Below are 12756 nucleotides of genomic sequence, written 5' to 3'. Positions count from 1 at the left end.
AAACATAGTGGATTATCGCGATGTAGAGTGGAAGCCGAGACGAAGCAGAAAAGGATATTTCCTATCTGGTCTGATCGGTGTATTGGTAGGAGCTTTTTTAATGGGATTCTTTTTCCCCTATGTATCTGGACAAAACGGCAGCCCCTTTGGCTGGCAGTCAGCTGGAGATCAGCAGGCATCAGAGGGCCCTTTAAAGACCGTCAATGTGAACGTGAATGATGCGGTCACAAAAGTGGTATCGAGTATGTCAGATACAGTTGTCGGCGTCATTAACATTCAAAAGTCGAGCTTCTGGGAAGAAGGCGGTGAAGCAGGCAGCGGGTCAGGTGTGATTTATAAAAAAAAGGGTGACACCTTTTATATCGTGACCAACCATCATGTCATCAAAGGCGCAAACCAGCTTGAAGTGAGCCTTCAGGACGGGACAAGGATCGGGGCAAATCTTGTCGGCAGTGATCAGCTGATGGATTTAGCGGTACTCACGGTCAAAAGTGATAAGATCAAGAAAACCGCCGCCTTCGGCAATTCAGACCATGTCAAACCAGGTGAGCCTGTCATCGCCATTGGAAATCCATTAGGCCTTGAATTTGCTGGCTCCGTCACACAAGGTGTGATTTCTGGAACGGAGCGTGCGATCCCTGTTGATTCTAATGGGGATGGACAGACGGATTGGAATGCGGAAGTTTTGCAAACGGATGCCGCCATTAATCCTGGGAACAGCGGCGGAGCTTTGATTAATATGGACGGCAAAGTAATCGGTATCAATTCAATGAAGATTGCTGAGTCAGAGGTGGAAGGGATTGGGCTGTCTATTCCTGCGAATCTGGTGATCCCTGTCATAGAGGATTTAGAGCGCTATGGAGAGGTTAAGCGTCCGTACCTTGGTGTTGGGATGAAATCACTAGCAGATATTGCGAGCTATCATTGGCAGGAAACGTTAAAACTGCCATCAAAGGTCACAACCGGAGTCGTCGTGATGAGTGTCGAGCCTTTGTCTCCAGCAGGAAAAGCGGGGTTAAAAGAGCTGGATGTCGTGACGTCGTTTGACGGCAAGGAAGTACAAAATATCGTCGATCTGCGTAAATATCTTTATCAAAAGAAAGTCGGCGACAAGGTAAAGGTGCAATTTTACCGAAGCGGAAAGAAAAAATCAGTCGAGATCAAACTCTCCCAAACCGATCGGTTCGGAGGCTAGCCAGTTCCTATAGGGGACTGGCTTTTTTGACATGCCCGGCATATGATAAAGGAAAGGGGGAGATACGTTTGGTCACATTACAGCCGATGTCACAAACGGATTATGACGTCTTGATAGAGGCATCCATTAAGAGGTACGCAGAAGAAAAGATACTCGCAGGGACGTGGGGTCAGGAAGAAGCGCAAAAGAACGCAGAGGAACAATTTGAGCGGCTGCTACCTGAAGGTCTTCAGACAGAGGATCATGAGCTGTGGACATTCATGCATGGAGACGAATCCATTGGGTGGGTATGGCTTTGCTATGATCCAGATCATCCCCAGCATGAAGGATTTATTTATAATTTTATTTTGTTTGAAGCGTATCGAGGAAAAGGGTTGGCAAAACAGGCCATGGCGGCATTAGAAGAGCAGGCAAAGTCATTAGGTGTGAAGAAACTATCGCTGCATGTCTTTGCCCATAATCAGATCGCCCGCTCACTTTATGAGAAAACGGGATTCGCTGAGACTGGGATTTACATGAGCAAGCCTTTATAAAAAAAGAGAAGTACCGTGCGGCGAGCGTACGGTACTTTTTTATGTGGACATCATGGCATCTTGCGCCGTGACTCGGTATAGATCGACTTTGCATTTCACAAACGCACGGATGATGGCTGGGACTTGAGCTTCTGAACGAATCAACAATGAGGTCTCGTCATCTCTGATCACAAGGTCTGTTCCCACACTTTGTAAGTACTGCGTGAGAACAGGCTTCACCTCATCATCAATCCATGCATGCTTGAAGGTGGCACGAATGGTTGAGGACGTGATGGTTTTCTCTTGAGGATGAGTACTTGAGGACACGATTTTTCCTTCAGATATGAAAGCTGTTTTGGTACAAATAGGCTGGGTGAACCTTGGCTCGTCTGCTGTTAAAAAGACAGTTTTTCCTTCAAATTTTAACGATTCAATCACCCGCTGGATATGTAAGATAGAATCTGCATCAATATCCGCAAAAGGCTCATCAAGTAAAATAAAGTCAGGCTGATGAGCGATGGCCTGAGCCATTCCGAGCCGCTTCTTCATCCCAGGTGTAAAGGCACCGACTTTCTCTTGATGATAACGATGTAAGCCAACAAATTCGAGTAATTCTTCATAATAGCTCGTTTTCTGGCGAGTACCCGTAATTTTCGATAAATAGGCAATATGCTCAATAGCAGTCAGCCCTTCATATAAATCCGTATATTCAGGCAGAACACCGATATGATGACGTACTTTTTTTAACGACGTCATGTTCATCATGATAAATGTGCCAGAGGTGGGGCGGGAGATCCCTGTAATGATATTAAAGAATGTTGTCTTACCAGCATCCTTCGGTCCAATGAGGCCGAAGATATCCCCTTGATGGATATCAAGATCAATATGATCTATTGCGACTTTTGTCCGATATTTTTTTGTCAGCCCTTTTGTGTGAAGCACTTAGACATCCCTCCTCTGAAACAGTAGTGCAGTTCCAATGAGTAAGACAACTGTCAATGCGGCATTCATCAGCACATAGGTCAGCGGTTCACTCCAGCGCGCATAATAATAAGGCGTCACGTATTGGAACCAGTGAATCAACCGTTCTGAAGAAAGAACAGACATCATGCTCATGATCGGAAATAAAAAGGAAAACAACATGCCAACAAACATCGATTTCTGTGGTGTTGGAAAGAGCATGGACAAAAACAAAGCACAGGAGATGCCGACACTGATAAATGTTAATATTTTTAAGGCATCGGAGAACAGAAAACGATGTGAAATCACCATATTTAAGATATATGTGGTCATAATGCAACTGAGCCAAAACAGCATCAGCCCAAGATATTTCCCGATGACAATGTTTAAACGGGTCGTTTTGCTGACGAGAAAACGAATGGTTTTTAAATGAATTTCGCGGCTCAAAATATCATGAGATAATAAAAAAATAAGGAAGAAACCAAATAACGAAATCACTAGTTCATTCCCAATGGAATAAGGGTCCTTTGCCTGTTCCCACTTCCCTTGATAAGCAGCTATAAATGGAAGACTTGATACAAAAGTAGATAAAATGAAAATAATAACAATTGTTAAGATGGATTTTGTGCTTTTGAAGAGCTGCTTAAATTCATTCATACAGATGGTCCACACACACTGTACCTCCCTTCATCTTTATTATACCTCTAGAAAAGAAAGACACCATATCTCGCTCTTTAACATTTGCTTAAATTTTATAAAAAAGAAGACTCTTCCAGAACAGTTAACTCATTTTTAGAAATGTTCAGAAAAATATCTTGATTTATCAAAAAACATCATGTATGATAGCTTTAATTCAAGATAGTTAAACAGGCAATGACGAGAGAAAGTACAATCATCAATTTTTCCACAGAGAGCTTCGGCAGCTGAAAAGAAGCAAAAATAATGATTCGAAAAATGGTCTCTGAGCCTCGTGCTGAACATATCCATGATATTAGTAGGTGACGACGAGAGTTGGTACTCGTTATCAAAACCACAGTATATGAGCCAAATTGGAGCTTTGTACTTGTAGAGGCTGTTTAGCGCGAGCAAACAGTAAATAAAGGTGGTACCACGAGACAAATACCTCGTCCTTATGATTCATAGATAAGGATGGGGTATTTTTTATTGTCCACTTTTTTCATACAAATGTTCAAATGTTCCACGTGAAACACCACAACCATTTTTTCAAATGAAAGGGAGATTAACATGAGTGAACATGCATTGGTTTTACAATCAGATTTCGGTATTGATGATGGAGCGGTCAGCGCAATGTACGGCGTAGCCAATACAGTGAGCAGCGGCATCCGCATTTTTGATTTAACTCACAACATTCCCCAATACGACATTTGGGAAGCGTCTTATCGCTTGCTTCAGACGGTCACATATTGGCCGGAAGAAACGGTATTTGTCTCCGTTGTTGATCCAGGCGTTGGATCAGAGCGAAAGAGCCTCGTCGTCAAAACAACAAGCTCACACTACATCATCACACCTGATAATGGGACACTTACGCATGTCGCACAGGATATTGGTATCGTGGAGGCTCGGTATTTAGATGAAACCATCAACCGTCTGCCGAAGTCAGGAAAATCACATACTTTCCATGGTAGAGACATTTACGCCTATACAGGCGCGAGAATTGCTTCAGGTGTGATTTCTTTTGAAGAGGTCGGGCCAAAGGCGAATATAGAGGACATTATTCACCTTCCAGTCGTACAAGCTTATGCGGAAGAAGAAGTGATCACAGGGACGATTGATATTTTAGATGTGCGGTTCGGAAACCTATGGACAAACATTCATCATACGTTATTTGAACAGCTTTCAATCAATTATGGGGATGCAATAGAAGTTACCATTGCCAACGGGCCAAAAAATGTGTATAAAAATATCATGACCTATGGACGATCTTTTGCCGATTTAAAGGTAGGCGAACCACTCGTATATGTCAATTCACTCGATCATTTAGGCGTGGCGATCAATCAAGGGTCATTTGCAAAGGCTTATAACATCGGTACAGGCACAGGCTGGCGCCTTTCGATTCGCAAAGCTCCGCGCATTATATACGAATAAGAGGAGGAAACATCATGGCAGGTAAACAACTTTCAACGAAAACTGTCGTTGCCATCGGGATTGGCGCAGCCGTCTTTGTCATTTTAGGACGCTTCGTCTCCATTCCAACTGGGATTCCGAATACACAAATTGAAACATCGTACGCGTTCCTTGCATTAATGGCCGTGTTATTTGGTCCTATTGCAGGCGCATTGATTGGATTTATTGGTCATCTCATTAAAGATGCCACCACATTTGGACCTTGGTGGAGCTGGATTATCGTTTCGGGTGTTGTTGGTTTATTGATCGGCCTCATTTCGAACCGTTTAAAAGTAGAAGAGGGCGACTTTGGCTGGAAAAAAATCACGCTCTTCAACGCCGTCCAAGCCGGCGCACAAGCATTAGGCTGGTTTGTCATTGCGCCGGTACTCGACATTGTGATCTATGCAGAACCTGCAAATAAAGTGTTTGTTCAAGGCATCGTAGCAGGAATCTCAAACATCATCACAGTCGGTGTACTAGGCACCATCATCATTGCGGCTTATGCGAAAACAAGAAGCAAAAGCGGCAGTCTATCGAAAGAAACATCATGAAGCAAGGTGGAACACATAAATGAAGAAACCGATGATTCAATTCGAACATTTCGGATTCAAGTATCGCAGTCAGGCAGAACCAACATTGAAAGATATCAACCTGACCATCTATGAAGGAGAAAAAGTCCTCATCGCAGGCCCGTCTGGATCGGGAAAAAGCACACTAGCCCATTGTATCAATGGGCTAGTTCCTGCGTCTTATAAAGGTTCTATGGAAGGAAGTCTCCACATCGGCGGAAAAAATGCAGAGAAAGAGAACATTTTCTCCCTCTCACAGCTCGTTGGGACGGTGCTGCAAGACCCTGATGGACAATTTATCGGGCTAACCGTAGGAGAAGACATCGCATTTACACTTGAAAATGATCAAGTCACACGCGAAGAAATGAAAACACGTGTCGAAAAAGCGGCAAAATTAACAGAGGTAGACGGCAAACTCGCATCGTCCGTACATGAGCTGTCAGGCGGTCAAAAACAACGTGTCGCCATCGCAGGCGTACTTGTCAACGATGTTGATATTTTGCTATTCGATGAGCCACTGGCAAGCCTTGATCCCGCAACAGGCAAAGAAGTGATCGATCTCATTGACCGTCTGCAAAAAGAAACGAAAAAAACGGTCGTGATGGTGGAACATCGATTGGAAGACGTCCTCTTCCGCCATGTCGACCGCATCATCGTTGTCAATGACGGCACGATTGCAGCGGATATGACACCAGATGAATTACTCGCCTCAAATGTATTAGAAGCGGCGTATTTACGTGAGCCTTTATATGTGAGAGCGATGAAATATGCAGGTATTCCGGTTGAAGCAGGAGATCAGATCGCTAATTTACAGCATCTCACCTTAAATGACGAGGCAAAAGAGAAAATCGAACAATGGATGGAAGCATCTGAGCCATCAGTCGAGCAGAATGAAGCGCCGGATTTACTAGAAGTGCGTGAGCTGAGCTTTGATTATCCGACAAGACCCAACACACTGAACAATATCTCTTTTACCGTCAAAAAAGGAGAAATGATCAGCATCGCCGGTGCCAATGGCGCAGGCAAGACGACACTATCCAAGGTGCTTTGTGCATTTGAAAAGCCAACAAAAGGGACAATCCTTTTAAATGGCGATGACATCACAGGAGACACCATCAAGCAGCGCTCCGAACGAATCGGCGTCGTCATGCAAAACCCAAATCAAATGATTTCGAAACAAATGATTTTTGATGAAGTCGCCCTCGGTCTCGTTTTAAGAGGCGTAAAGGAAGACGACATCAAGGATCGTGTAGAGCGGGTTTTAAAAGTATGCGGGCTGTATCCATTTCGAAATTGGCCGATCTCAGCACTCAGTTTTGGACAGAAAAAACGCGTCACCATCGCATCCATTCTTGTGTTAGAGCCAGAAATCATCATCCTAGACGAGCCAACCGCCGGACAGGATTTTAGACATTACACAGAGATGATGACATTTTTAGAGCAATTAAATCAGCAGGGCGTCACGATTTTGATGATCACCCATGATATGCATCTCATGCTCGAATACACAACAAGAACCATTGTCATTTCAGATGGAGAAAAAATCGCAGACGATACACCAGCTAAAGTACTGACAGATCAGTTGCTAGTCCAAAAGGCGAGCTTAAAGGAAACGTCGCTGTATGAACTGGCGCTAAAAGCAGACTGGCCAAATCCAAATGAACTCGTGGATCGCTTCATTGAGGTTGACAGAAAGGAACGAATGACATGGCTGTAGACATGCTGTCTTATATCGATCGCCCGTCGCCAATTCACCGGCTGACAGGGGCAACCAAACTCATTTGCTTTATCCTCTGGTCATCCGCAGCGATGCTCACGTATGATACAGGCGTATTAGTGTTTATGCTAGTTGCCAGTATCGTGTTCTTTCAGCTATCAAACGTACGATTTCGTGATATCTCTTTCGTAGTGATTGTCTTGGCGATTTTTCTTGTCATCAATAACATCGCCATTTACGTTTTTGCGCCTCAGCAAGGTGTCGCCATCTATGGAGCGAAGCACGAGTTGTTTCATATTGCAGGCTGGTACAACGTCACACTTGAACAGCTTTTCTATCAGTTAAACATTACACTGAAATACGTGACTGTGATGCCAGCAGCACTTTTATTTATCGTGACAACAAATCCAAGTGAATTCGCCTCATCGCTCAGCAGAATCGGGGTCAGCTACCGGATTTCGTATGCGGTAGCGATTGCGCTGCGCTACATCCCAGATATTCAGCGTGATTTTCGAACGATTGCCATTTCTCAGCAAGCAAGAGGCATTGATTTATCGAAGAATGAAAAACTGGGAAAACGGATTAAAAATGCGCTGTCGATTGTGATGCCGCTGATTTTCTCCAGCCTAGAGCGGATTGAAACGATCAGCAATGCGATGGAACTGCGCGGGTTTGGAAAGCATAAAAAGCGCACATGGTTTACGGCGAAAGACTTTCAAAAAGCAGATTATGCGGCGTTAATCTTTGTTGGAGCGGTACTGATTGTGTCGCTAGTGATTACATTTGTTAGAGGAACGAGATTTTACAATCCGTTTTGATAGAAGGAAGCCTTCACAGGAGTGGAGGCTTTTTTATTTGGTTTGTGGACAAAAGGTGTGGGAAATGGTAAAAGACTATTAACATGTGAATAAATCGGTTATATTGAACAATGAGCGAAACACTTGTGAATAACCAAACAACATATTGGAGGAATTAGAAACTTATGAACAAATCACTTTATGCTTGTGCAGAACATATAGAAACCGTACTAGACATGTACATAGATGATCACGAAACACCGCCAGAATTCAGAAAAATCGAACATACACACAGCTTATCCACAACCTGTGAATTGTGCGATGAACCTGCAATATATATAGTGGGGAACGAATGATCGGACACAAAATACACAAATTTTATCCACAATTGTTGATAACTTATATGAATAACTTGTTCTTAAGGTGGGGATGACCTGTGAATATATCAATTATCACAGTAGGAAAATTAAAAGAGAAATATTTAAAGCAAGGCATAGCCGAATACACAAAACGATTACAAGCATACGCAAAAATCGAGATCATTGAGCTCGCAGACGAAAAAGCACCCGAGAATCTCAGCGAGCAAGACATGAAAATCATCAAAGACAAAGAAGGCGAACGCATCCTAAGCAAAATCAACCCAGACGCCCACGTCATCGCCCTCGCCATCGAAGGAAAAATGAAAACTTCCGAAGAATTAGCCGATACAATAGATAAGCTGGCAACATACGGAAAAAGTAAGGTGTGTTTTGTCATAGGGGGATCCCTTGGGTTAAGCGATGCTGTGATGCAGCGTGCGAATGAGAAACTGTCGTTTTCGAGGATGACGTTCCCGCATCAGTTGATGAGGCTGGTGTTGGTGGAGCAAGTTTATCGGGCGTTTCGGATTGTGCGGGGGGAGCCTTATCATAAATGAGTGATAGAATCGCAATTGTTAACAGATACGATTTTACTTATTGAAAATTATATTATTATTTATGTAAGGGGAGGATATTTTGAATACTATTACTAAAGAGAAAACTAATATTAAAGATGCTTTTGAATCTATCTTAAGGGCAGATTATATTTCTATAGATGGATTTGATCAACTAGATAAATTAGAAAAGTATTATATTGATACATTTAATAACCTTGGATTACTTTTACAAAGACAAGATAATTATTTAGCTGGAAGACGTGGTACAGGAAAAACTACTCTTTTAATGCGTGGGTATTATGAATGTTTAAAGTCAATCTCTCCAAAGTTGAGTAAAAAAGAAAATTCTTTAGGGGATAAAAAGATATTACCCATTTACATAGATTTAACTAGTTGTAATGATCTATTTAATTCAGAAAATGAACTTGAATCATTAGAATTACATTTTATAAGACAAATTATAGCTAATTTAAAGAGTCAGCTTGAGGTTATGTTTGATGAAAAATATCTAATGATATTTAAAAAGGAAAATCCAGCATTAGATGATTTAGATTATATAGAAACAATATTAGTAGAAGGTTTAAAAATCAAGGAATCTTCTAATATCGCTGTTCAAACAACTATGTTTGACGCCAGGGAATCTAGTGTTAGAGGAAATTTAAATTTAGCTAATCCAAGTTTGCAATCTAATTTGAAGCAAAATTATAGTACTAACCAACAAAGAGAATTTAATGAGGTTAGGGGAATAAATATACAAGAGTTTCTAAAAAAAATTAGTGATATTAAAAAGAAAGCAAATATCGATTCAATCTTTATTTTTTTGGATGAGTTTTCAGATTTAAATAATGAAGCTCAATTAAAATTATCTTCAATAATTAAGAGTTTGCTAGGAAATAAAATAAATATGTTTTTCAAAGTCGGCGTTATTACAGACAGGTATACATTTGGCGATAAAATAATTTTAGGAAGAGATTTATATCCAATTTCTTTAGATTTAAATGATGTGGTTGAAAAATTAGATGGTGCAGTGAGTACGTTAAAAAAATTAGAATTACATATAGGGGATTTAATTGAGAAACGATTAAGTGCTTTTTGTTCAGGTGTTACATATAGTACTATTTTTGATATAAAAAAAGAAGTTTTATGCCATAGATTAGCTAGAGCATCGTTAGGTGTTACACGTACATTGGGTTGGGTATTGCAAAATGCATGGATGCAATGTACAAATTCAGATGGAACCTTTGGAAAAATAAAAATGCAAGATTTAAATTTTGGAATTAGAAGTGCTAGGAAAATGCATTCTAAGCAATTTCAAGGTAGCATTAAAGGAAATTTAATACCAGGTTATTACATGGATATGTGGAATAGAATCATAGAAAAAGCAATGAAAGAGAAAAACAAGCATCCTGATAGGCCGGCTAGTCATATCTTATTGGATCCAATTCGTAAAGATTATATGAATAAATTTTGTGAAAATTTTATGTTAACTCTTTTAGAAGAAGGGCGATCGTCTAAAGCTGGTGGGAATTATAATCTATATGCGATAGATTATGATATTTGCACAGATTTTAATATTAAATTTGCTGAGGAGAAAGATGAGTTCACAGCAATTAGATTTATTTATGATGATGTTTTAAGTGAATTTGATCCATATTTTGTGAAGGATAAAATAAAAAGTTATAAATGCCCCGAATGTGGAACTATTTATGAAGAAAGTGAAGTTGCACATGTTAAGGTAAAACGATGTCATGAAGATGACGAAAAGTTGGAAGAAATAATTCATAAAGAGGTCCCCATGAGTAAAGGGAACTTTGTTGAGGTAGAAACAAAAATATTGGGTTTAATAAATGATTTAGATGAGCAAGAGGCTATGAGTGCTCAAGAGATTGCAGATGTTGTAGGGTGTAGTAGACATAAAGTATCTAACTGGGGTTCAAAAGTACTTGCGAAACAAAATTTAATTAATATAAAGGTAAAAGGCAATAAAAACTATTATTTTTCCAATAATATTTAATAACCGCATTAAGAACAGTAACGGTAAGCCGTATCATAAGTAGCCTCAAGAGTATTTTTGAAAGAACGAGCCTCAACTTCCTGTGCCTCAAATCTAATGCAATATTGCTATTGGGTAATGATTTTTATGATTGAGTGAGGAAACTATTCTTAAGCTCTATTTCTGCTTTTCGAAAGTTCTTAACAGAGTTTAATAGTGTGTTTTTTGATTTTGGGTCTAATAAACTCCGGGTTAATTAGGATAATTTTGTATTAAATAAATATTGTAAAGTAAAAATGCCCCATAAGATACGAGTTCTACAAGAGAAAAGTAACTTAAATTTGGTGAGATTTGATACAATATAACTACAGTTTATATGAATCGGAGTGATATATATGATTAATAATTGGCAAGTACCTCGAAATAAACGAAGACTTTATCCTGTTGTAGATATATTATCATTATTCACATTACAAAATTTAGGTGAGAATTGGAGAGGAAGTTTATCACGTCAATTAGATTTTGAAACGGAATTGGAAAGATATGGATTGAAAAGAGTGGGACAACGTAGGGATAGGAGAGCTGGTGGGGCGAGAACATACGAATCGTGGTTATACAATTTAGGTCTTGTCTATATAGAAACAGAGACTAACATCACTCGTACTACATTAGCAGGAGATGCATTGCTTTCTGGTCAGCCACCAGTTCCTATTGTCACAAATCAATTAATGAAGTTACAGTATCCTTCTCCTTACTCTTTAAGAAGAAGAGTAAATATCAATAAGCGCTTTCAAATTCGACCATTTCGCTTTCTATTAAAACTCCTATTAGATAATCGTGTACATACTTTGTCTAAAGAAGAGATTGGGAGATTTGTAATTACAGAAGGAGAAAACGAATCACAAGGGTGCTTTGAAAACGTGGTACAACGTATTTTAGATTACAGGTTACTGGGGGATGCTGTTTTACCCGAGAACTTTGAGGAGCTATATCCAAGTAGTACGACTGGTGTTAGAAGTCGAGAGAAGACTATCAGTGGATTAGAGGATATTGCTAATACCCTAATCAATTACTTGGAATACACTCAGTTCATAAGCAGGAATGATAATGGAAGTATATTTATTTTGCCTGAGAGAATTGTAGATGTGCAATCGATTATGACTGACGGGACCACATTGAGAAGGTTAGACGCTAATCATCAATTTGGCATAGAAAACTTTCAAAGAAACTTTGGATTAGCTCCAGGTCAAAATCGTGATAATCGTAATTTTGGTGGGCAAAACATTACAGATAATATATACAGAGAGAGGCGAATTCGGAGTGAACTTCTGCACATAGCGGGTACGACTCCAATATCCACCATAACCGATGACATATTAAACAGGATTTCGTCTGCGACCGGTTATACGACAAATGAGGTAGCAAGAGCTCTAGATGGATTTCGACCGGATACTTTTTCGCTGTTTGAAGCTACCTATATGAACATGGCTGTCAGCGGAAGAGAACTTGCTACCGAGTTTGAGTTGGCTACCCAAAATGTTTTTGAAGAGTTAGGGTTTAATGCCCAGCATGTGGGGGCTAAACCACTACATCCTGATATCTATGTAGAATCACCGTTGAACTATTCGGGAATCATTGATACTAAGGCTTACAGAAGGTACTCGATTACAAATGACCATAGAAATCGAATGGTCAGGAACTACATACCAACCTATAGAGATGATGACTTCACATTCTTTATGTACGTAGCAGATGGATTTGGTTCTAATATTTCTTCACAGATACAAAGTATTGCTGAAGAAACAAATATCAATGGAACGGTGATTACTGCATCTAATATAATGAGGCTTCTACAAAGGAATCAAGTCGCTACAATTGATCACGCTTCTCTTAGAAACTTGTTCACAAGCAACGAGGTAGTCTCGATTTCTGATATTAATTCATTGTAATAGAGAGTGTTCGTACTACAA

Annotated in this window: 12 protein-coding genes and 1 other annotated feature; of the genes, 10 read left to right on the top strand and 2 right to left on the bottom strand. The window is 40.1% G+C overall.

Annotation, left to right across the window (positions count from 1 at the left end; translation table 11 throughout):
- Positions 1–4 precede the first annotated feature (4 nt).
- Together FXF70_RS04565 and FXF70_RS04560 are read left to right on the top strand one after the other, a co-directional pair.
- Positions 5–1195 (top strand): S1C family serine protease, encoded by a 1191-nt coding sequence (locus FXF70_RS04565; protein ID WP_395947857.1) that lies wholly within the window; start codon positions 5–7, stop codon positions 1193–1195.
- A 68-nt stretch (positions 1196–1263) separates the two neighbouring features.
- Positions 1264–1728: a GNAT family N-acetyltransferase gene (locus tag FXF70_RS04560; RefSeq protein ID WP_017359973.1), complete on the top strand. Its 465-nt coding sequence runs from the start codon at positions 1264–1266 to the stop codon at positions 1726–1728.
- Between the two features lie 39 nt (positions 1729–1767).
- Here FXF70_RS04560 and FXF70_RS04555 read toward each other — a convergent pair whose 3' ends face one another.
- Together FXF70_RS04555 and FXF70_RS04550 are read right to left on the bottom strand one after the other, a co-directional pair.
- On the bottom strand, positions 1768–2649 hold the full coding sequence (locus FXF70_RS04555) for an ABC transporter ATP-binding protein (protein ID WP_148779904.1): 882 nt from the start codon (positions 2647–2649) through the stop codon (positions 1768–1770).
- Positions 2650–3339: an ABC transporter permease gene (locus FXF70_RS04550; protein WP_025208317.1), complete on the bottom strand. Its 690-nt coding sequence runs from the start codon at positions 3337–3339 to the stop codon at positions 2650–2652.
- Between the two features lie 192 nt (positions 3340–3531).
- Positions 3532–3802: a binding site (T-box leader), on the top strand.
- Between the two features lie 110 nt (positions 3803–3912).
- Here FXF70_RS04550 and FXF70_RS04545 point away from each other — a divergent pair.
- From FXF70_RS04545 to FXF70_RS04510, 8 genes are all read left to right on the top strand, one after another.
- Entirely contained in the window at positions 3913–4773 is an 861-nt protein-coding gene (locus FXF70_RS04545) for an SAM hydrolase/SAM-dependent halogenase family protein (protein WP_007497378.1), read from the top strand.
- Between the two features lie 14 nt (positions 4774–4787).
- Positions 4788–5345: an ECF-type riboflavin transporter substrate-binding protein gene (locus FXF70_RS04540; protein WP_024718471.1), complete on the top strand. Its 558-nt coding sequence runs from the start codon at positions 4788–4790 to the stop codon at positions 5343–5345.
- A gap of 19 nt (positions 5346–5364) precedes the next feature.
- On the top strand, positions 5365–7080 hold the full coding sequence (locus FXF70_RS04535) for an ABC transporter ATP-binding protein (RefSeq protein ID WP_144683164.1): 1716 nt from the start codon (positions 5365–5367) through the stop codon (positions 7078–7080).
- Positions 7071–7898, top strand: a complete 828-nt coding sequence (locus FXF70_RS04530) for an energy-coupling factor transporter transmembrane component T family protein (protein WP_024718473.1) — start codon at positions 7071–7073, stop codon at positions 7896–7898. The genes FXF70_RS04535 and FXF70_RS04530 overlap by 10 nt, the downstream gene beginning before the upstream one ends.
- Before the next feature lie 164 nt (positions 7899–8062).
- Entirely contained in the window at positions 8063–8233 is a 171-nt protein-coding gene (locus FXF70_RS04525; protein ID WP_008360116.1) for a CxxH/CxxC protein, read from the top strand.
- Positions 8234–8313: 80 nt separating this feature from the next.
- Positions 8314–8793: a 23S rRNA (pseudouridine(1915)-N(3))-methyltransferase RlmH gene (rlmH, locus tag FXF70_RS04520; RefSeq protein WP_148779903.1), complete on the top strand. Its 480-nt coding sequence runs from the start codon at positions 8314–8316 to the stop codon at positions 8791–8793.
- 79 nt (positions 8794–8872) lie between these two features.
- Positions 8873–10807 carry an ORC-CDC6 family AAA ATPase gene (locus tag FXF70_RS04515; protein WP_148779902.1) on the top strand — a complete coding sequence of 645 codons (1935 nt, stop codon included), beginning with the start codon at positions 8873–8875 and terminating at the stop codon, positions 10805–10807.
- A gap of 374 nt (positions 10808–11181) precedes the next feature.
- Entirely contained in the window at positions 11182–12735 is a 1554-nt protein-coding gene (locus FXF70_RS04510) for a restriction endonuclease FokI C-terminal domain-containing protein (protein WP_041508067.1), read from the top strand.
- Positions 12736–12756 lie beyond the last annotated feature (21 nt).

Origin of the sequence: Bacillus sp. Y3 (assembly GCF_008123875.1) — a bacterium.
Lineage (GTDB): Bacteria > Bacillota > Bacilli > Bacillales > Bacillaceae > Bacillus > Bacillus altitudinis.
This window is presented reverse-complemented; position numbering and strand designations above follow the sequence as displayed.

Bases quoted from the DNA above. Each gene is read 5' to 3' on its own strand.
- FXF70_RS04525 (WP_008360116.1), top strand. From the start codon at position 8,063: ATGAACAAATCACTTTATGCTTGTGCAGAACATATAGAAACCGTACTA.
- FXF70_RS04540 (WP_024718471.1), top strand. From the start codon at position 4,788: ATGGCAGGTAAACAACTTTCAACGAAAACTGTCGTTGCCATCGGGATT.
- FXF70_RS04535 (WP_144683164.1), top strand. From the start codon at position 5,365: ATGAAGAAACCGATGATTCAATTCGAACATTTCGGATTCAAGTATCGC.
- FXF70_RS04545 (WP_007497378.1), top strand. From the start codon at position 3,913: ATGAGTGAACATGCATTGGTTTTACAATCAGATTTCGGTATTGATGAT.
- FXF70_RS04530 (WP_024718473.1), top strand. From the start codon at position 7,071: ATGGCTGTAGACATGCTGTCTTATATCGATCGCCCGTCGCCAATTCAC.
- FXF70_RS04510 (WP_041508067.1), top strand. From the start codon at position 11,182: ATGATTAATAATTGGCAAGTACCTCGAAATAAACGAAGACTTTATCCT.